Annotated in this window: 19 protein-coding genes; 17 read left to right on the top strand and 2 right to left on the bottom strand. The window is 69.6% G+C overall.

Going from position 1 to position 18,197, the window contains the following annotated elements; genetic code table 11:
- Positions 1 to 76: 76 nt before the first annotated feature.
- Positions 77 to 712: a PEP-CTERM sorting domain-containing protein gene (locus tag LRS14_RS15975; RefSeq protein WP_257800142.1), complete on the top strand. Its 636-nt coding sequence runs from the start codon at positions 77 to 79 to the stop codon at positions 710 to 712.
- 58 nt (positions 713 to 770) lie between these two features.
- On the opposite strand, the gene LRS14_RS15980 is transcribed toward LRS14_RS15975, so the two are convergent.
- On the bottom strand, positions 771 to 1,505 hold the full coding sequence (locus LRS14_RS15980) for an aspartate/glutamate racemase family protein (protein WP_257800143.1): 735 nt from the start codon (positions 1,503 to 1,505) through the stop codon (positions 771 to 773).
- A 164-nt stretch (positions 1,506 to 1,669) separates the two neighbouring features.
- On the opposite strand from LRS14_RS15980, the gene LRS14_RS15985 reads away from it, so the two are divergent.
- The 5 genes from LRS14_RS15985 to LRS14_RS16005 all read left to right on the top strand — a co-directional run bounded on the left by LRS14_RS15985 (position 1,670) and on the right by LRS14_RS16005 (position 6,527).
- Positions 1,670 to 2,683 carry an ABC transporter ATP-binding protein gene (locus LRS14_RS15985; protein ID WP_046111009.1) on the top strand — a complete coding sequence of 338 codons (1,014 nt, stop codon included), beginning with the start codon at positions 1,670 to 1,672 and terminating at the stop codon, positions 2,681 to 2,683.
- 82 nt (positions 2,684 to 2,765) lie between these two features.
- Positions 2,766 to 4,046, top strand: coding sequence for a PotD/PotF family extracellular solute-binding protein (locus LRS14_RS15990; protein ID WP_046111010.1), 1,281 nt, complete (start codon positions 2,766 to 2,768; stop codon positions 4,044 to 4,046).
- A gap of 17 nt (positions 4,047 to 4,063) precedes the next feature.
- Positions 4,064 to 4,948: an ABC transporter permease gene (locus tag LRS14_RS15995; protein ID WP_257800144.1), complete on the top strand. Its 885-nt coding sequence runs from the start codon at positions 4,064 to 4,066 to the stop codon at positions 4,946 to 4,948.
- Positions 4,948 to 5,826, top strand: a complete 879-nt coding sequence (locus tag LRS14_RS16000) for an ABC transporter permease (RefSeq protein ID WP_046111011.1) — start codon at positions 4,948 to 4,950, stop codon at positions 5,824 to 5,826. The genes LRS14_RS15995 and LRS14_RS16000 overlap by 1 nt, the downstream gene beginning before the upstream one ends.
- Positions 5,827 to 5,834: 8 nt before the next feature.
- Complete coding sequence (locus LRS14_RS16005; RefSeq protein WP_232315231.1) at positions 5,835 to 6,527, top strand: GntR family transcriptional regulator; 693 nt, start codon at positions 5,835 to 5,837, stop codon at positions 6,525 to 6,527.
- Here LRS14_RS16005 and LRS14_RS16010 read toward each other — a convergent pair.
- Positions 6,518 to 7,543 (bottom strand): MBL fold metallo-hydrolase, encoded by a 1,026-nt coding sequence (locus LRS14_RS16010; RefSeq protein ID WP_257800145.1) that lies wholly within the window; start codon positions 7,541 to 7,543, stop codon positions 6,518 to 6,520. The two genes, LRS14_RS16005 and LRS14_RS16010, sit on opposite strands and share 10 nt — an antisense overlap.
- 327 nt (positions 7,544 to 7,870) lie before the next feature.
- On the opposite strand from LRS14_RS16010, the gene LRS14_RS16015 reads away from it, so the two are divergent.
- The 11 genes from LRS14_RS16015 (at position 7,871) to LRS14_RS16065 (ending at position 18,173) form a co-directional block, all read left to right on the top strand.
- A complete protein-coding gene (locus LRS14_RS16015; RefSeq protein WP_257800146.1) occupies positions 7,871 to 8,902 on the top strand; it encodes a porin in 1,032 nt (343 codons plus the stop codon).
- A gap of 114 nt (positions 8,903 to 9,016) precedes the next feature.
- On the top strand, positions 9,017 to 9,799 hold the full coding sequence (locus LRS14_RS16020; RefSeq protein WP_257800147.1) for an ABC transporter ATP-binding protein: 783 nt from the start codon (positions 9,017 to 9,019) through the stop codon (positions 9,797 to 9,799).
- 56 nt (positions 9,800 to 9,855) lie between these two features.
- Complete coding sequence (locus LRS14_RS16025; protein ID WP_046111014.1) at positions 9,856 to 10,872, top strand: ABC transporter substrate-binding protein; 1,017 nt, start codon at positions 9,856 to 9,858, stop codon at positions 10,870 to 10,872.
- A gap of 19 nt (positions 10,873 to 10,891) precedes the next feature.
- Complete coding sequence (locus tag LRS14_RS16030; protein ID WP_046111015.1) at positions 10,892 to 11,668, top strand: ABC transporter permease; 777 nt, start codon at positions 10,892 to 10,894, stop codon at positions 11,666 to 11,668.
- Positions 11,669 to 11,750: 82 nt separating this feature from the next.
- Complete coding sequence (locus tag LRS14_RS16035) at positions 11,751 to 12,497, top strand: SDR family oxidoreductase (RefSeq protein WP_232315244.1); 747 nt, start codon at positions 11,751 to 11,753, stop codon at positions 12,495 to 12,497.
- Between the two features lie 9 nt (positions 12,498 to 12,506).
- The gene (locus tag LRS14_RS16040) at positions 12,507 to 13,052 is read left to right on the top strand and encodes a cupin domain-containing protein (protein ID WP_257800148.1); all 546 of its coding nucleotides are present in this window, start codon (positions 12,507 to 12,509) and stop codon (positions 13,050 to 13,052) included.
- A 75-nt stretch (positions 13,053 to 13,127) separates the two neighbouring features.
- Entirely contained in the window at positions 13,128 to 14,003 is an 876-nt protein-coding gene (locus tag LRS14_RS16045; RefSeq protein WP_257800149.1) for an alpha/beta fold hydrolase, read from the top strand.
- 18 nt (positions 14,004 to 14,021) lie between these two features.
- Positions 14,022 to 14,855: an IclR family transcriptional regulator gene (locus tag LRS14_RS16050; protein WP_257800150.1), complete on the top strand. Its 834-nt coding sequence runs from the start codon at positions 14,022 to 14,024 to the stop codon at positions 14,853 to 14,855.
- Positions 14,852 to 15,676: an SDR family oxidoreductase gene (locus LRS14_RS16055; protein ID WP_257800151.1), complete on the top strand. Its 825-nt coding sequence runs from the start codon at positions 14,852 to 14,854 to the stop codon at positions 15,674 to 15,676. Before LRS14_RS16050 ends, LRS14_RS16055 begins: the two co-directional genes overlap by 4 nt.
- A complete protein-coding gene (locus LRS14_RS16060) occupies positions 15,669 to 17,363 on the top strand; it encodes a thiamine pyrophosphate-binding protein (protein WP_257800152.1) in 1,695 nt (564 codons plus the stop codon). The genes LRS14_RS16055 and LRS14_RS16060 overlap by 8 nt, the downstream gene beginning before the upstream one ends.
- A 3-nt stretch (positions 17,364 to 17,366) precedes the next feature.
- Positions 17,367 to 18,173 (top strand): aspartate dehydrogenase, encoded by an 807-nt coding sequence (locus tag LRS14_RS16065; protein ID WP_259376501.1) that lies wholly within the window; start codon positions 17,367 to 17,369, stop codon positions 18,171 to 18,173.
- Positions 18,174 to 18,197 lie beyond the last annotated feature (24 nt).

Here is an 18,197-nt window from a genome sequence, read left to right on the forward strand (position 1 = left end):
GCAGGAGGGAGCCGGGCGGCAGCTGGCCGCCGCCCGGCAACTGGATCGAACCACCCGAAGGGAGAGGAACCCACCCATGAACCAACGTCATTTCCGTCTGTGCGGCCTTGCCGCCGCAGCCCTGCTGGCCGTTTCGGCCGCCCACGCCGACGATCTTTCGGTCAACCGCGCCTACTACACGCCCGATGGCAAGCTGGCGGGCGGCCTGGCTATCTCGCCGGCTGGCACAGAAGGCCCGGGGCTGTTCGAAAGCCAGAACCTGACCACCGGCACCTCGTTCCTGGCCTACTGCGTGGAGCAGAGCCAGGGCGCCACGAGCGCTGTCCACAGCTATGTGGCCAGCGCCTTCAGCGGCCCCGCAGAAGTGCAGGAGCTGTATGACCGCTTCTTCGACACCTCCATCCTGACGCAAGCAGGCGCCGTCGCTTTCCAGCTGGCGCTGTGGGAGCTGACCGGTGGTACCGAGGTGGCGGACTTCACCTTCGTCAGCGTGGCCGGCGCGAAGACCACCGCGCTGGACTGGCTGACCACCGTGCGTGCGGACAACGATCCGTTCGCCCAGAAGTACACGCTGACACAGTGGTCGAACGCGACGTACCAGGACGTGCTGCAGGCCACCCCGGTGCCGGAGCCCGAAACCTATGCGCTGATGCTGGCCGGCCTGGGCGCCGTGGGTCTGATGGCCCGCCGCCGCGGCACCCAGGCTCGCTGAACGTCAAGCGGGCCGCCGCTGCGGCCCCGTGGTGACAGGCGCCCTCCGGGCGCCTTTTTCATGGCTGGAAGCCCAGCGGCGCCGCCCAGCCTGCATAGGTCTTGGGCAGCGGCGTGGCGTAGTCGCCGGCCTTGCTGGTGTGCAGGCCGAGGGCCGCCAGACTTTCGGCGAACTTCACCGCCGCGCCCACGCCGTCGATCACCGGCACGCCCAGGCGCTGCTGCAGCTGCGTGGCCAGGTCGGCCATGCCGGCGCAGCCCAGCACGATGGCGCCGCTGCGGTCCTGCAACAACGCCTGCCGCGCCGCCGCCTCGATGCGTGCCACCAGCGCCGTGCCGGCGGCTTCCAGCTCCAGCACCGGGATGTCGGTGCCGTGCACGCCCCGGCAGCGCCGCTCGAAGCCGTACTTGTGCAGCAGGTGCTCGGCGATCACGCAGGTGCGCGTCATCGTCGTCACCACCGAGAAACCCGTGGCCAGGAACGAGGCGGCATGGAAGGCCGCCTCGGCGATGCCGATCACCGGTGCGGCCGTGGCCTCCCGCGCGGCGTCCAGGCCGGGGTCGCCGAAGCAGGCGATGACCACGCCGTCCACCGCCGCGCCGTGCAGCCGCACCTGCTGCGCCACGCCGGCGGCGGCGAAGGCGTCGTCGTAGTGGCCCTCGATGGACGCCGGTCCGAAGTCGGGCTGCATGGCCACGATCTCCGTGCCCGGCGCGGCCACCGTGCGGGCGGCGGCGGCGATCTGCGCCGTCATCGGCGCGGAGGTGTTGGGGTTGATGACGAGCAGCTTCATGGCAGGACCGGTCGTGGTGCGTGGCGGGGCGGCATTGCATACAAAGAGGGCGCCGCGCGCCCTGTCAGTGCAGGCCGCACAAGGCACCGCAAGTGCCGCGCCCGCTTCGGTGCACCGGCGGACGCGCGCCATTGGCACATGCATTGCATACAAAGCTGCCCACGATGGAACGCACCGACCTGGAACTGGTTTCGCTGGCCAAGCATTACGGCGACGCGGTGGCCGTGGCCGGCATCGACCTGAAGATCAAGGGCGGCAGCTACTGCTGCCTGCTCGGGCCTTCGGGCTGTGGCAAGACCTCCACGCTGCGCATGGTGGCCGGCCATGAGGAGCCGACCGAAGGCCATGTGCTGCTCTCGGGCCGCGAGATCACGCACCTGGAGCCGGCGCAGCGCGGCACCGCGATGATGTTCCAGAGCTATGCGCTGTTCCCCCACCTCAGCGTGCTCGACAACGTGGCCTTCAGCGCCCGCATGAAGGGCGTGGACAAGCCGACGCGCGAGAAGCGTGCCCGCGAGCTGCTCGACCTGGTGGCGATGACGCCCTATGCCCACCGCCTGCCGGCCGCGTTGTCGGGCGGCCAGCAGCAGCGCGTGGCGCTGGCCCGCGCGCTGATGACGCAGCCGCGCGTGCTGCTGCTGGATGAGCCGCTGTCGGCGCTCGATCCCTTCCTGCGCATCAAGATGCGGGCGGAACTGCAGCGCTGGCACCGTGAGCTGGGCATGACCTTCGTGCACGTCACCCACTCGCAGGAAGAGGCCATGGCGCTGGCCGACCTGGTGGTGGTGATGAACCAGGGCCGCATCGAGCAGTCGGGCACTGCGCGCGACGTGTTCGAGCGGCCGCGCACCGCCTTCATCGCCCGCTTCATCGGTGCGCACAACGTGGTGGACACGCCTTCCGGCGCGGTGGCGGTGCGCAGCGACCGCACGCTGCTGGCGCCCACGGGCGGCCCCGGCATGGCCGTCAGCGTCAAGGCCGTGGAATACCAGGGCAGCCATGTGCAGGTGCACCTGGCCACGCGGCTGGATGAACACGATGCCGCCGACGACGCGGTCGCCGGCCCAGGCTGGGTGGCGCTGGTGCCCGATGCGCAATTCCATGCCAACCCGCTGGAGCCCGGCCAGCGCGTGGCCATGAGCTGGCACGAGGCCGACGCCCACGTGCTGGAAGGCTGAGCTTTTTACGAGATCCGCCGCACGGTGTCCGCATGCAGCGGTACGCCGGCTTTCACTCCCTGCCTTTCAGGAGACCTGCGATATGACGACCGACCACCCGACCACCGCCGGCCTGCCGCGCCGCCGCCTGCTCAAGGCCGCTGCCGGCGTGGGCGTGGCCGCCACCGGGCTCACCGGCTTCCCGTTCGTGCAGGCGCAGGAGAAGATCACGCTGCGCTACCTGGGCACCGCGGTGAACCAGGACAAGAAGATCGCCGAGAAGTTCGAGGCCGACACCGGCATCAAGATCCAGTACATCCCGGTCAACACCGACGTGGTGACGCAGCGCGCCGTCACCTCGCCCAACTCGTTCGACCTGATCGACACCGAGTACTTCTCGCTGAAGAAGATCGTGCCCACCGGCAACCTGAAGGGCATCGACACCAGGAAGATCAAGAACGCCGACAAGATCACCTCGCTGTTCACCACCGGCATGGTGGCCGGCAAGGCGGTGGGCGACCAGGGCACGGCGCCGAAGAAGGTGATCTACCTGGAAGGCGAGAAGAGCAAGGTGTTCGCCAAGGCGCCCACGCAGTTCATGTCGCTGATCCCCACCACCTACAACGCCGACACGCTGGGCATCCGGCCCGACCTGATCAAGCGCCCGATCGAGAGCTGGAAGGAGCTGCTGAACCCGGAGTTCAAGGGCAAGGCCGCCATCCTCAACATCCCGTCCATCGGCATCATGGACGCGGCGATGGTGGTGGAGGCGATGGGTCTGTACAAGTACCCTGACAAGGGCAACATGACCAAGGCCGAGATCGACCTGACGATCAAGACGCTGATCGAGGCCAAGAAGGCCGGCCAGTTCCGCAGCCTGTGGAAGGACTTCAACGAGAGCGTGAACCTGATGGCCTCGGGCGAGGTGGTGATCCAGTCGATGTGGAGCCCGGCCGTGACGGCGGTGCGCACCAAGGGCATCGACTGCGTGTTCCAGCCGCTGAAGGAAGGCTATCGGGCCTGGGCGGCCGGCTTCGGGCTGCCGGCCACGCTGTCGGGCCGCAAGCTCGATGGCGCCTACGAGTTCATCAACTGGTTCCTCGACGGCTGGGCCGGCGCCTACCTCAACCGCCAGGGCTACTACAGCGCGGTGCTGGAGACGGCCAAGGCCAAGATGGAGCCCTACGAGTGGGCCTACTGGATGGAAGGCAAGGCCGCCGAAAAGGACATCAAGGCGCCCAATGGCGAGCTGCTGGCCAAGGCCGGCAGCAAGCGCGACGGCGGCTCGTACGAACAGCGCATGGGCGGCATCGCCTGCTGGAACGCGCTGATGGACGAGAACACCTACATGGTCCAGAAGTGGAATGAATTCGTAGCTGCTTGAGCCCGAGGTAGACCGCGATGATGTCGGCGCGCAAGAACCTCGTGGCCTGGCTGCAGGCCGGGCCGCTGGCGGCGGTGTTCCTCGTGTTCTTTGTCGTGCCGCTGACGCTCATCGTGATGGTGAGCTTCTGGCAGGCGACGGACTACGAGCTGATCCCGGCGTTCACGCTGCAGAGTTATGCCGACATCTTCAAGGGCTGCGGCCTGGGCGGCGGGGGCGACCTGTGCGTCACCCTCAAGACCTACGGGTCCACGCTCAAGTTCAGCTTCGTGGTGTGGCTCGTCACCGCGGTGCTGGGCTTCGCGCTGGCCTACTTCATGGCCTTCCATGTGAAGAGCACGCTGGTGCAGACGGTGCTCTTCATCATCTGCACCGTGCCCTTCTGGACCAGCAACGTCATCCGCATGATCTCGTGGGTGCCGCTGCTGGGCCGCAACGGGCTGGTCAACCAGACGCTGCTGGGCATGGGCCTGATCGAGCAGCCGCTGGATTGGCTGCTGTTCTCCGACTTCGCGGTGATCCTGGCCTTCGTGCACCTGTACACGATGTTCATGATCGTGCCGATCTTCAACTCGATGATGCGCATCGACCGCGCGCTGATCGAGGCCGCGCGCGACAACGGTGCCACGCCGTGGCAGACGGTGGTGCACGTCGTGCTGCCGCTCACCCGCACCGGGCTGATCATCGGTTCCATCTTCGTCATCGCGCTGGTGATGGGCGACTTCGTCACCGTGGGCGTGATGGGCGGCCAGCAGATCGCCTCGGTGGGCAAGGTCATCCAGGTGCAGGCCAGCTACCTGCAGTTTCCGGCGGCGGCGGCCAATGCGGTCATCCTGCTGGTGGTGGTGCTGATGATGATCGTCGCGCTGATGCGGCTGGTGAACCTGCGCAAGGAGCTGTGATGGCCGGCACCCGAGACAAGCGCGCGCCCGGCTTCTGGCCGCTGGCCTTCGTGTTCGTGCTGTTCGTGCTGTTCCTGTACGGGCCGATGCTGGCCATCTTCGTGCTCAGCTTCCAGGGGCCCGAAGGCGGGCTCACCTTCCCGATGCGCGGCTGGTCGCTGCACTGGTTCCGAACGCTGTGGGAGGGCATCGGCGTCATCGACATCGGCGCCGCCTTCCGCCGCTCGCTGCTGCTGGGCTTGGTGGTGATGGTGCTCACGGTCGCGCTGTCGCTGCTGGCGGGGCTGGCCTACCGCAAGAAGCTGCCGGGCGGCACGCCGCTGTTCTATGCCGTGGTGGCCAGCCTGATCATGCCGTCCATCATCGTGTCGCTGGGCATTGGCCTGCTGTTCCGGCTGCTGGACGGCGGCATCAAGGCGATGCTGGAGGCGTGGTTCCCCAGCCTGTTCGAGACCTACGCCACCGCGCTGGGCATGTTCACCTCGGGCCTGGGCGCGCAGCTCACCTGGACACTGCCCTTCGGCCTGCTGATCATGTTCGCCATCTTCAACCGCTTCAACCCGGCATATGAGGAAGCCGCGCGCGACCTGGGCGCCACGCCCTGGCAGCGCTTCGTGCACGTGGTGCTGCCGTTGATCGGGCCCAGCCTCGTCGGCGTGGGCATGTTCGGCTTCACGCTCAGCTGGGACGAGATCGCGCGCTCGTCGCAGGCCATGGGCGACCTCAACACCCTGCCGCTGGAGCTGCAGGGCCTGACCACCACCGTCACCACGCCGGTGATCTATGCGCTGGGCACCGTCACCACCGTGGTGTCGTTCGCGGTGATGGCGGTCACGCTGGCCGTGGTGTGGCTGTGGCAAAGCCGGCGCCGCGGATGAAGGCGCCGGTGCCGCCGGCCTCCGCGCCCAGCACCCAGCGCATCTACGACGCCATCTACGCCGCCATCCTGGAGCACCGGCTGGCGCCGGGCACCCGGCTGCGCGAGGAGGAACTGGCCGAGTCCTTCGCCGTCTCGCGCACGGTGGTGCGCCAGGCGTTGCACCGGCTGGCGCAGGACCGGGTGGTGGCGCTGCAGCACCACCGCGGCGCCACGGTGCCGCAGCCCGGGCCGGCGGAAGCCGCGCAGGTGTTCGATGCCCGCCGGGTGGTGGAGTGTGAGGTGATGCGCCGGCTGGCCGGCCGGCTGGACGAAGCGGCGCTGGAGCGGCTGGCCGCGGTGGTGGATGCCGAATCGCAGGCGCTGGCGCGCGGCGACCGGTCGTCCGCCATCCGCCATTCCGGCGAGTTCCATCGGGAGCTGGCGCGGCTGGCCGGCAACCCGCTGTTCGTCCGCATGCTGGACGAGCTGCTGCCCACTACCTCCTTGCTGCTGGCGCTGCATGAACGGGCCGGCCAGCCGGCCTGCGTGGCCCATCGGCACCAGGAGCTGATCGCGGTGCTGCGCCAGGGCAGCGGCGCCGCCGCTGCGGCCGAGATGCGGCGCCACCTGCGGGAGATCGAGCAGTCGGTGGTCGGCCCGCCGGTGGCGGCCGACACGCCCGTGCTGCGCGACCTGTTCGCGGCCTACCGTCAGAGGTAGGAGTCCAGCACCTGCAGCACGAAGCGGGCGTTGGCCCGGGTGTTGGCGATGTAGCCATAGAAGCTGCCGTACTGCGGGCGCAGGGCTTCCACCGCCGCGTCCACCACCGCGGCCTGCCAGCCGGCGGTGAACTCGGCGTGGTTGTTCGCCTTGGCCGGGTCCACGAAGCCGAAGTAGTCGATCTCCTGGGACGCCTTCTTCAGGGCGGCGCGCAGGTCGGCGAAGTAGCGCAGGTACAGGTCCAGGTCGGCCTGCGTGGCCACGTTGCCGTGGCCGCCGGACAGCCAGTCCCACTTCATGGCGCCCACCTGCCGCAGGTTGGCCGGCAGGTTCACCGCGGTTTCCGAGATGGCGAAGCCGAGGAAGGGCAGCTGGTCGCCGTTGAGCAGGTCGGGTACATGCAGCACGCCCTGGCCCTTCAGCAGCCAGGCCGAATGGTCGTCGGTGTGGAAGGCATGGGTGAAGCCGTGCACCTGCACCTGCAAGTTCTCGAAGCGGAAGCTGCCGTCGGGCCAGCGCACGGTTTCGGTGGGCAGTGGCAGCGTGCTGCCCAGCCGCTTCATCTTGCTGGCCGTCTGCGTGGTGGCGATCAGCCGCGGCTTGACGCCCGACCGCCTGGCGTCGTCGAGCAGCAGCTGCACGTCGGCGATGTGGTCCGCGTGGAAGTGGGAGTAGACGATGGCGGTGATCGGCTTGTCCGTCACCGTGCGGATGCCCTTGAGGATGGCCTCGGTGCGGTACTGGGGCGCATCGAACACCAGCACGCCCTGGTCGCCCACATAGAAGAGTGCGTTGTAGAAGGTCTTGTGCGCCCACCAGGTGCGCGGCCCCAGCTTCTGCACGATGGCCGCGTCGCCCAGGCTGCGGGTGAGCAGCGAGCCCACGCGCTCGTCGGGCTGCGGCAGCGTGGTGGTGGAAGGCTCCACGTACCGGGCGCCGGTGGTGGAAGCAGGCGGCGGCAGGGGCGCCTGCGCGCCGGCGGCGGTGGCCAGCAGCAGCGCCGCGGCAGCCAGCATGGGGCGGGAGTGGGTGAACGCGAGCGGCATGGCAGTCGATCCGAAGTGAAGGGCGGCTGCATGCTAATCCGCATCAATGAGAGAAGTGATTCGACGGCCCGCATCAATGTGTTGCGCAAGCCGACGCACAGCCCCGGGGCGGCCGCCGCGCCGATGCGGGGCGCGCCGCACAGCCCGCGGGCAGCGGACCCGCACAAACCCCCATGCGGCCCCTGGCACGCTCCGTGCAAACTGCCGTTTCATAGATAGATCCGTTGTTCATCTATGAAACATGCCTTTGACATGGCATGGCCGTTCCCGCCGTCGATCCCTCAGGAGTTGTTCATCGTGCAAATCGCCTCCCGCCCCTTTTTCCGCGCCACCGCGCTGGCTGCCCTGGCCGCCTGCAGCCTCGGCAGCGCCCAGGCACAGACGGCCCAGGTCTACGGCCTGGCCGACGTCAGCGTGGGCAGCTTCAAGGAGAGCGGCGGCAAGCGCACCGAGCAGGTGGCCTCCGGCCGCATGGCCACCAGCTACCTGGGCTTCCGCGCGACGGAAGACCTGGGCGGCGGCCTGCAGGCCATCGTGACGCTGGAGCACTTCATGCGCATGGACAGTGGCGAGGCCGGGCGCTTTGCCGGCGACGCCTTCTGGTCGCGCAATGCCAACGTCGGCCTGCGCGGCAGCTTCGGCCTGATCCGGCTGGGCCGCATCGGCACGCCGTTTTTCGTCAATACGCTGTCGTACAACCCGTTCCTCGACTCGTTCGGCTTCTCGCCCGCCATCCGCACCATCTACCAGGGTGGCATCGGCAAGCTGGCCGGCGACAGCGGCTGGAACAATGCCGTGGGCTACAGCACGCCCAGGCTGGGCGCCTTTACCGGCCATGTGCTGGTGTCGGCCGGCGAAGGTGCCGGCGAGGGCCCCAACGTGGGCGGCAGCCTGCAGTACGCCGGCGGCGCGCTGGCCGTCGGCCTGGCCGCGCAGAAGGTGCAGACCGCCTTCAGCGCCGGCGAGGAAACCGCCTGGCAGCTGGGCGCTTCCTACGACTTCGGGCCGGTGAAGGTGTTCGGCCAGGTGGGCCGCATCGAGGAGGACGACACCCGCACCGGCAGCGCCGTGGCCGCCGGCAGCGACACCCGCGACCGCACGCTGCAGGCCGGCTTCTCGCTGCCGGTGGGCGCGGTGGGCAAGGTGCTGGCGTCCTATGGCGAGGCCAAGACCACCGGTGCGCGCGACAGCAAGCGGTCCTTCACCACGCTCGCCTATGACCACCAGCTGTCCAAGCGCACCGACGTGTATGCCGTGGTGATGTTCGACAAGCTGAAGGGCCAGGACCGCGCTGCCACCACCGCGCTCGGTGTGCGCCACAACTTCTGATGCCGGCCGGCCACCTGGGGTAAACCCGGGTGGTTGCCGGCCAGTCATCCACTAAGGTAGTGGCTGGTTTCATTAATGGATCGCTGTTTTACAGGCGAATCAACAGGCCTCACGATGTACGAGATCGAGTTCTGCGGCGTGGCAAAGCGGTTTCCGACCGCGCGCAACCCGAATCCGGCCAATGCGGTCACCGACCTCAGCCTGGCCATTCGCACCGGCGAGGTGGTGTCCATCATCGGTCCCTCGGGCTGCGGCAAGAGCACGTTGTTGAACATGGGCTCGGGCCTGTACCTGCCTACCGAAGGCGAGGTCAAGGTCTGCGGCCAGCGCGTCACCGGCCCGGTGCGGCAGGTGGCCTTCATGCTGCAGAAGGACCTGCTGATGCCCTGGCGCACCATCCGCCAGAACGTGGAGCTGGGCATGGAGATCGACGGCGTGGACAAGTCCCGGCGCCGAGAGACCGCCGACCACCTCTTGGCCAAGTGCCACCTCGCGGGCTTCGGCGACCACTATCCGTACCAGCTCTCGGGCGGCATGCGCCAGCGCGCTGCGCTGGCCCGCACGCTGGCGGTCGATCCGCAGGTGCTGCTGCTGGACGAGCCCTTCAGCGCGCTGGACGCGCAGACCAAGATGGTGCTGCAGCAGGACCTCGCCAAGACGCTGTACGAGCAGAAGAAGACGGCGTTGTTCATCACCCACGACTTGATCGAGGCCATCGCGCTGTCGGACCGCGTGCTGGTGATGAGCGAGCGCCCCGGCACCATCATCGAGGAGATCGTCGTCGACCTGCCGCTGCGCGACAACCCGCTGGAGCGCCGCAAGCTGCCCGCCATCGGCCCGCTGCAGGGCCGCCTGATGGAGCTGCTGAAGGTGGGCAAGCAGAGGGCCCTGCATTGAACGCCACCCGCCCTGAAGCCTGTACCGCTTCGCCTGCCCCCAACGCAAGGAACACCATGACCCGCTTCGTCACTTCCGTCCTCGCCCGTTCGCTGGCCGCCGTGCGGGCCTCGGTGCTGGCATGCAGCGCCGCCGCGCTGCTGCCGCTGGCTGCCCAGGCCGCGCCCGAGGAAGTCACCTACCTCCTGCCCGCGCCGCCCAACTCGCCGGCCTTCGCGCCCTGGATGCTGGCGCAGCAGAACGGCTACTACGCCGACGAGAACATCAAGGTCACCTTCGTCACCGCCCGCGGCGGGGTGGACGTGGCCAAGCAGATCGGCGCCGGCAACGCGGTGATCGGCGGCGCCATCGGCGACACGCCCATCATCGTGCGCGCCAACGGCGTGCCGGTGAAGGCGGTGGCGGTGCTGGGCGCCGGCTCGCTGACGATGATCAGCACCTACGAAGGCAGCGGCATCAACTCGGTGGCCGACCTGAAGGGCAAGACGATGACCGTCATGGCCTATACCGACACCACCTACTACGCGCTGCTCGGCTCGCTGCGCAAGGCCGGCCTCACCAAGACCGACGTGCAGGCCCAGGCGGCCGGCCCCACCGGCGTGTGGCAGCTGTTCGCGGGGAAGAAGTCCGAGGCCATGGCCGGCGTGCCCGACTGGGTGGTGAATGCCGAGGACGCAGGCGTGAAGGTCAAGCTGCTGCCGCGCGAGCAGCACTTCCAGAGCATGGCGCAGGCCATCCTGGCCTCCGACGACGTCATCAAGAAGAACCCCGAGCTGATCAAGCGCCTGGTGCGCGCCACGCTGCGCGGCATGCAGGACATCATGAAGGACCCCAAGGCCGCGGCCGCCACCTACGTGAAGGCGGTGCCCGCCTACGCCGGCAAGGAAGCGCAGATCGAGCGGGTGTTCGCGCTGTACAACCAGTACGTCTACGCCAACCAGAAGGTGCTGGGCCAGATGGACGAGAAGCGACTGGACGCGGTGCAGAAGTTCTACGTCGACGAAGGCATCGTGGCCAAGGCGCAGCCGCTGGCCGACCTGTACACCAACCAGTTCACCGGCGTCGCCCGCTGAGCTTCAGGACCCAAGCGCGATGCGATCCAACCTCTCGACGCCGCTGGGCAGCCTGGCCGTGCTGCTGGTGTTCCTGGCCGCGTGGCAGTGGGCGCCCGGTGCGCTCGGCATGCCCGAGTTCGTGCTGCCCAAGTTCACCCGCGTGGTGGAGGAGGCCGGCCGCATGTGGCAGGGCAGCGAGCTGCTCAAGCACTTTTCCATCACCGCGCTGGAAGTGGTGGTGGGCTTTGCCCTCGGCTCGCTGCTGGGCGTGATGTTCGGCGTGGCGCTGGGCCTGTCGCCACGCACCGAGGCCATCCTGTCGCCCTACATCCTGGCGCTGCAGATCGCGCCCAAGGTGGCCTTTGCGCCGCTGTTCGTGATGTGGCTGGGCTATACCGTGTACCCGAAGATCCTGGTGGCGGTGCTGATCGTCTTCTTCCCGGTGATGATCAACGTGCTGTCGGCCGTGCGCACCGTCGACCCCGACATGGTGAACCTGGTGCGCACGCTCAACGCAGGCCGCTTGCAGATCTTCCGCCTGGTGGAGTTTCCTTCGGCCATGCCGGCGCTGTTCAGCGGCCTGCGCATCGCCGCCACGCTGGCCGTCATCGGCGTGACGGTGGGCGAGCTGGTCGGCGGCAACCTGGGCCTGGGCTACCTGCTGGTGGATTCCGAAGGGCAGGGCAACACGGCCGGCGTGTTCGTGGCCATCGTGGCGCTCACGCTCATCGGCATCCTGGCCTATGCGGCGGTGGTGTGGGCCGAGCGCCGGCTGCTGCACTACATCCCGCGGGCCAACGTCACCACCGTCTGAAGAGGCTGCCGACATGACCACCGTCACCGGAACCCCCGACGCCGCCGCGCTGGCCGCCCTGCTGGCCCAGGTGCCGCCGCAGATGCTGGCCGGCCGCCGCGTGCTGGTCACCGGCGCCGCGCGCGGCCTGGGGCTGGCGTTTGCCAAGTGCATCGCCCAGGCCGGCGCCCGCGTGGTGCTGGCCGACATCCTGGCCGACCTGCTGCACACCGAGGTGCAGGCGCTGCGCGACGCGGGTGCCGACGTGCATGCCGTGGTGGCCGACCTGAGCGATCCGGCCAGCATCGAGGCCTGTGCCGCCGCGGCTGTCGCTGCGCTGGGCGGGCTCGACGGCTTGGTCAACAACGCCGCCATCACCAACTCCGGCGGCCGCGACCCGCATGCGCTGGAGGTGGAGATGTGGGACCGGGTGATGGACGTCAACGTGCGCGGCACCTGGCTGATGAGCCGCGCCTGCCATGCGGCGCTCAAGGCCAGCGGGCAGGGCGCCATCGTCAACCTGGCCTCCGACACCGCGCTGTGGGGCGCGCCCAAGCTGCTGGCCTACGTGGCCAGCAAGGGCGCCGTCATCTCGATGACGCATTCGCTGGCGCGCGAGTGGGGCGGCGACGGCATCACCGTCAATGCGGTGGCGCCCGGCCTCACGCTGGTGGAAGCCACCGAATACGTGCCCAAGGCCCGGCACGAGAAGTACCTAGAAGGCCGCGCCATCCCGCGCGAGCAGCAGGCCGCCGATGTGTGCGGCGCGGTGCTGTTCGCGCTGTCGGGGCTGTCGCGCTTCGTCACCGGCCAGCTGCTCGCCGTCAATGGCGGCTTTGTGATGCATTGAGGAGAAACCATGAACGACCCGACCCAAGACAAAAAGAGCTGGGACCGCCCCGAGGGCGCCAGCTTCGACGACTGGATGAACAGCCGCGTGGCGCGCTTCCAGACCCGCCGCTACGACTGGGACGCCCTGAAGTTCCAGGCCGACTACGACCCCAAGTACCGCCGCGCGCAGATGCGCTACCTGGGCACCGGCGGCACCGGCGTCTCGGCCGACAACAACACCGTGCCCAACGAGCACTTCACCTTCTCCACCATGCTGATCCCGGCCGGCCACATCGGCCCGTCGCACCTGCACACCGACGTGGAAGAGGTCTTCTTCGTGCTGCGCGGCAAGATCAAGGTGGTGCTGGAGAAGGACGGCGAGCGCTTCGAGGCCATCCTCGGCGAGCGTGACCTGATCTCGGTGCCGCCAGGCGTGTACCGCGAGGAGATCAACATCGGCGAGGAAGACGCGTTGATGTGCGTGATGCTGGGCGCCAAGAAGCCGATCACGCCGACCTACCCGCCCGATCACCCGCTCGCCAAGATCAAAAGAGAACCCCCCCGTACCGCCTGACGGCGGCCCCCCAGGGGGCGCCAACAGCGGCCCGGCCAAGCCGGTTCCGCGTTGGCCTGCTTGAGAACACACACCATGCCCGACGACCTGTCCCTTCCCACCGCCGAGCTCGACCGGCTGCATGCCCTGTTCGGCGTGCAGCGCATCGACGTGGGCGGTGGCAACGTGGTGGCGGTGCGCCGCTGCGGGCAGGGCCTGCCGGTGGTGTGCCTGCACGGCATCGGCTCGGGGTCGGCCTCCTGGGTGGACGTGGCGCTGCTGCTGGGCGACCGCGCCGAGGTCATCGCCTGGGACGCCCCGGGCTACGGCGAATCGACGCCACTGCCGATGGCCGAGCCGAGGGCGACCGACTATGCGCAGCGCGTGCGCGAGCTGCTGGACGCGCTGGGCATCGATCGCTGCATGCTCGTGGGCCATTCGCTGGGCGCGCTCACCGCCGCCGCGGCCACGCAGGCCGGCGGTGTGCTGGCGGGGCGCGTGGCGCGGCTGGTGCTCATCAGCCCGGCCCGCGGTTACGGCGCGCCCGACCGTGCCGCGCAGGGCGCGAAGGTGCGCGACGAACGGCTGGCCACGCTCGCGCAACTGGGCATCGAAGGCAGCGCGCGCCAGCGCAGCGGCCGGCTGCTGTCGGCTCATGCGGACGAGGCCACGCAACGACGCGTGCGCTGGAACATGGCGCGACTGAACGAACACGGCTACCGCCAGGCGGTGGCCCTGCTGTGCGGCGACGACCTGCTGCGCTACCTGCCGCCGGCCATGGCGGTGGATGTGGCGGTGGGCGCGCTGGACGTCATCACGCCGCCCGAAGCCTGTGCCGAGGTGGCGCAAGCCTGCGGCGTGACGCTGCAGTACATCGAGCAGGCCGGCCACGCCAGCTACGTGGAGCGGCCGCAGGCCGTGGCCGCGCTGCTGGCGACCTGCCTGGACAAGGCTGCGGCACCAGCAGCCTGAGAGCGAGGGAGACACCGAATGAGCACGACCGAGGCCGACCTGGCCGACGACGGCAACGACCGCTACATCGTGCCGGCCCTGGAGCGCGGCCTGCGCATCCTGGGCGAATTCACCCGCGAGAACCGCACGCTGGGCGCGCCTGAGCTGGCCCGCCGCTTCGGCCTGCCGCGCTCCACGGTCTTCCGCCTGCTGGCCACGCTGGAAAGCATGGGCTTCATCGAGAAGACCGAAGGCGGCCGCGAATACCGGCTGGGGCTGGCGGTGCTGCGGCTGGGCTTCGAGTACCTGGCTTCGCTGGAACTCACCGAGCTGGGCCTGCCCATCCTCAACCGCCTGAGCGATGCCATCGGCTACCCCTGCAACCTGGTCGTGCGCGATGGCCGCTCCATCGTCTACGTGGCCAAGGTGACGGCGCCCACGCCCTTCGCCAGCTCGGTGACGGTGGGCACGCGGCTGCCGGCGCATGCCACGGTGCTGGGCCGCGTGCTGCTGGAAGACCTCACGCTGCCGGAGCTGCGCGCCATGTACCCGGAAGACCGGCTGGAGAACTTCTCGCCCAGCACGCCGCGCACGGTGATCGAGCTGTTCAACATGGTGCAGGCCGACCGCGAGCGCGGCTACGTGCAGGGCGAGGGCTTCTTCGAATCGAACATCTCCACCATCGCCGCGCCGGTGCGCGACCACAGCGGCCGCGTGGTGGCCGCGCTGGGCGCCACCATCACCTCGGCCCACATCGATGGCAGCCGCATGGACGACATGGTGCGCCGCGTGCGTGACGCGGCCGGTGAGCTGTCGGCTCTTTTGAACTACGCGCCGGCCTCGGCCCGGCGCAACGTGGTGCCGCTGCGATGAACAGTCACTTCTTTGCCCCTGACGCGCTGGCGGGCCGTGTGGCCGTGGTCACCGGCGGATCGTCCGGCATCGGCCTGGCCACGGTCGAGCTGCTGCTGGCCTGCGGCGCCGCGGTGGCGCTGTGCGGCCGTGATGCCCAGCGGCTGGACAGCGCCGTGGCCGGACTGCGCGAGCAGCATCCGCAGGCCCGGCTCTTCGCGCAGCCCTGCGACGTGCTGGATAAGGCCGCGGTGCAGGCCTTCGCCGACGCCAGCCAGGCCGCGCTGGGCCCGGCCGCCATGCTCATCAACAACGCGGGGCAGGGCCGCGTGTCCACCTTCGCCGACACCACCGACGAAGCCTGGACGCAGGAGCTGCAGCTCAAGTTCTTCTCGGTGATCCACCCCACGCGCGCCTTCCTGCCGCAACTGGTGCAGCAGCGCCAGGCGCTGGGCGATGCCTCGGTCACCTGCGCCAATTCGCTGCTGGCGCGCCAGCCCGAGCCGCACATGGTGGCCACCTCGGCCGCCCGCGCCGGCCTGTTGAACCTGGTGCGCTCGATGGCCACCGAGTTCGCGCCGCAGGGCGTGCGCGTCAACGGCATCCTGATCGGGCTGGTGGAGTCGGGCCAATGGCGCCGCCGCTTCGAGGCGCGCGAAGACCAATCGCAGGACTGGGCCGCCTGGAGCGCCCAGCTTGCCAAGACCAAGCACATTCCCCTGGGCCGCCTGGGCCTGCCCGCGGAAGCCGCGCGCGCCCTGGTGTTCCTCGCATCCCCGCTGGCCTCCTACACCACCGGCGGCCACATCGACATCTCCGGAGGCCATTCGCGCCATGCCTGAAACCAACACCCCCGTGACCGTCGGCGCCGTCGTCGCGGCCTTCCTCGAGCAGTGCGGCGTCAAGACGGCCTTCGGCGTCATCTCGATCCACAACATGCCCATCCTCGATGCCTTCGCGCAGCGGGGTGCGGTGCGCTTCGTGCCCGCGCGGGGCGAGGCCGGCGCCGGCAACATGGCCGATGCCTATGCCCGCTCCACCGCCAGCCTGGGCGTGTGCCTCACCAGCACCGGCCCGGCCGCCGGCAACATCGCCGGCAGCCTGGTCGAAGCGCTCACCGCCGGCTCGCCGCTGCTGCACATCACCGGCCAGATCGAGACGCCCTACCTGGACAAGGGCATGTCGTACATCCATGAGGCGCCCGACCAGCTGACGATGCTGAAGGCGGTGAGCAAGGCCGCTTTCCGCGTGCGCAGCGTGGAGACGGCGCTGGGCACGCTGAAGCAGGCGGTCCAGTGCGCGCTGACCGCGCCCACGGGCCCGGTGAGCATCGAGATCCCCATCGACATCCAGTCGGCGCTGGTCGCCATGCCGGCCGACCTGAGCCCGCTGCCGGTGGCCACCGCGGTGCCCAGCGAGGTTGTGCTCGATGCGCTGGCCGACAAGCTGGCCTCGGCACGCCGGCCCATGCTGTGGCTGGGCGGCGGTGCGCGCCATGCCGGCGCGGCCGTCAAGCGGCTGCAGGCGCTGGGCTTCGGCGTGGTCACGACCGTGCAGGGCCGCGGCATCGTGGCCGAGGACGATGCCGGCTCGCTGGGCGCCTACAACATCCACAAGCCGGTGGAAGCCTTCTACCAAACCTGCGACGCGATGCTGGTGGTGGGTTCGCGCCTGCGCGGCAACGAGACGCTGAAGTACGAACTCCAGCTGCCGCGCCCGCTGTACCGCGCCGATGCCGATCCCGCCGCCGAAGGCCGCTGCTACGCCAGCGACGCCTTCGTGTGCGGCGACAGCAGGCTCGTGCTGCAGGGCCTGGCCGACCGGCTGGAGGCCCGCAGCTTCCGCGCCGATCCGGCGCTGCTGGCCGACCTCAAGGCCGTGCACGAGCGGGTGGTGGCGACGCTGCATGACGGCCTGGGGCCTTACGCCCGCCTGGTGCAGGAGCTGCAGAAGATCGCCGGCCGCCAGTTCAACTGGGTGCGCGACGTGACCGTGTCCAACAGCACCTGGGGCAACCGCGAGCTGCGCATCTTCGAGCCCAGCGCCGGCGTGCACGCCACCGGCGGCGGCATCGGACAGGGCATGCCGATGGCCATCGGCGCGGCCATCGGCGCCGAGGCCACCGGCTCCGGCCGCAAGACCTTCTGCCTGGCCGGCGACGGCGGCTTCATCCTCAACCTGGGCGAGCTGGCCACCATGGTGCAGGAGCGCTGCAACCTGGTGGTGGTGCTGATGAACGACCAGGGCTACGGCGTCATCAAGAACATCCAGGACGCGCAGTACGGCGGCCGCCGCTGCTACGTCGACCTGCACACGCCGGACTATGCGCAGTTGTGCGCCTCGCTGGCGCTGCCGCATGCGCGGGTGGGCGACCTGGCCGACCTGCCCGCGGTGCTGGCGCAGGCGGTGGACCGGCAGGGCCCCTTCCTGGTGGAGATCGACATGCTGCGCATCGGCGCCTTCAAGAGCGCCTTCGCCGGCCCGCCGACCAACACCGTGCAGCAGATCCCCGCGATCGCGAAGGCCTGAGCCATGCCGGTGCTGAACATCGCCCTCGTCGGCTGCGGCGCCATTGGCACCGCGGTGCTGGAGCTGCTGCGCGCCGATGCCGGCCTGCGGGTGGCCGCCATCGTGGTGCCGGGCTCTTCGCTGGCTGGCGCCCGTGCGGTGGCACAGCGGCTGGCACCCGGCGCCGAGGTGACCGAGGCCGTGCCGTCCCAGGGTATCGAGCTGCTGCTGGAGGCCGCCGGCCACGCCGCCATCGAGCACCATGTGCTGCCGGCGCTGCGCCGCGGCGTGCCCTGCATCGTGGCCTCGGTGGGTGCGCTGTCGGCGCCGGGCCTGGCCGAGGCGCTGGAAGCCGCGGCGGCCGAGGGCGGCACCCAGGTGCAGCTGATTCCTGGCGCGATCGGCGGCATCGACGCGCTGGCCGCGGCCCGCATCGGCGGCCTGGCCCGCGTGCGCTACACCGGCCGCAAGCCGCCGCGGGCCTGGGCCGGCACGCCGGCCGAGCAGGGCCGGCAGCTGGATGCGCTGGCCGAGGCGACGGTGATCTTCGAAGGCAGCGCGCGTGAAGCCGCGCGGCTGTACCCCAAGAACGCCAACGTCGCGGCCACCGTGTCGCTGGCCGGGCTGGGCCTGGACGAGACGCAGGTGCGGCTCATCGCCGACCCCGGCGTGAGCGAGAACGTGCACACGGTGGAAGCCGAAGGTGCCTTCGGCAGCTTCGAGCTGACGATGCGCAACCAGCCGCTGGCGGCCAATCCCAAGACCTCGGCCCTGACGGTCTACAGCGCGGTGCGGGCTTTGCGCCACCGCGTGGCGCCGCTGGCCGTTTGAACCCCCACGCGTGAACTGAGCTGA

Origin of the sequence: Aquincola sp. J276 (assembly GCF_024700035.1) — a bacterium.
Lineage (GTDB): Bacteria > Pseudomonadota > Gammaproteobacteria > Burkholderiales > Burkholderiaceae_C > Aquincola > Aquincola tertiaricarbonis.

Excerpts from the sequence above, each read along its gene's own strand:
- LRS14_RS16025 (WP_046111014.1), top strand. The coding sequence starts at position 9,856 with ATGACCCGCTTCGTCACTTCCGTCCTCGCCCGTTCGCTGGCCGCCGTG.
- LRS14_RS16040 (WP_257800148.1), top strand. The coding sequence starts at position 12,507 with ATGAACGACCCGACCCAAGACAAAAAGAGCTGGGACCGCCCCGAGGGC.
- LRS14_RS16035 (WP_232315244.1), top strand. The coding sequence starts at position 11,751 with ATGCTGGCCGGCCGCCGCGTGCTGGTCACCGGCGCCGCGCGCGGCCTG.
- LRS14_RS15980 (WP_257800143.1), bottom strand. The coding sequence starts at position 1,505 with ATGAAGCTGCTCGTCATCAACCCCAACACCTCCGCGCCGATGACGGCG.
- LRS14_RS15990 (WP_046111010.1), top strand. The coding sequence starts at position 2,766 with ATGACGACCGACCACCCGACCACCGCCGGCCTGCCGCGCCGCCGCCTG.
- LRS14_RS15995 (WP_257800144.1), top strand. The coding sequence starts at position 4,064 with ATGATGTCGGCGCGCAAGAACCTCGTGGCCTGGCTGCAGGCCGGGCCG.
- LRS14_RS16065 (WP_259376501.1), top strand. The coding sequence starts at position 17,367 with ATGCCGGTGCTGAACATCGCCCTCGTCGGCTGCGGCGCCATTGGCACC.
- LRS14_RS16050 (WP_257800150.1), top strand. The coding sequence starts at position 14,022 with ATGAGCACGACCGAGGCCGACCTGGCCGACGACGGCAACGACCGCTAC.
- LRS14_RS16055 (WP_257800151.1), top strand. The coding sequence starts at position 14,852 with ATGAACAGTCACTTCTTTGCCCCTGACGCGCTGGCGGGCCGTGTGGCC.
- LRS14_RS15975 (WP_257800142.1), top strand. The coding sequence starts at position 77 with ATGAACCAACGTCATTTCCGTCTGTGCGGCCTTGCCGCCGCAGCCCTG.
- LRS14_RS16020 (WP_257800147.1), top strand. The coding sequence starts at position 9,017 with ATGTACGAGATCGAGTTCTGCGGCGTGGCAAAGCGGTTTCCGACCGCG.
- LRS14_RS16030 (WP_046111015.1), top strand. The coding sequence starts at position 10,892 with ATGCGATCCAACCTCTCGACGCCGCTGGGCAGCCTGGCCGTGCTGCTG.
- LRS14_RS16010 (WP_257800145.1), bottom strand. The coding sequence starts at position 7,543 with ATGCTGGCTGCCGCGGCGCTGCTGCTGGCCACCGCCGCCGGCGCGCAG.
- LRS14_RS15985 (WP_046111009.1), top strand. The coding sequence starts at position 1,670 with ATGGAACGCACCGACCTGGAACTGGTTTCGCTGGCCAAGCATTACGGC.
- LRS14_RS16000 (WP_046111011.1), top strand. The coding sequence starts at position 4,948 with ATGGCCGGCACCCGAGACAAGCGCGCGCCCGGCTTCTGGCCGCTGGCC.
- LRS14_RS16060 (WP_257800152.1), top strand. The coding sequence starts at position 15,669 with ATGCCTGAAACCAACACCCCCGTGACCGTCGGCGCCGTCGTCGCGGCC.
- LRS14_RS16045 (WP_257800149.1), top strand. The coding sequence starts at position 13,128 with ATGCCCGACGACCTGTCCCTTCCCACCGCCGAGCTCGACCGGCTGCAT.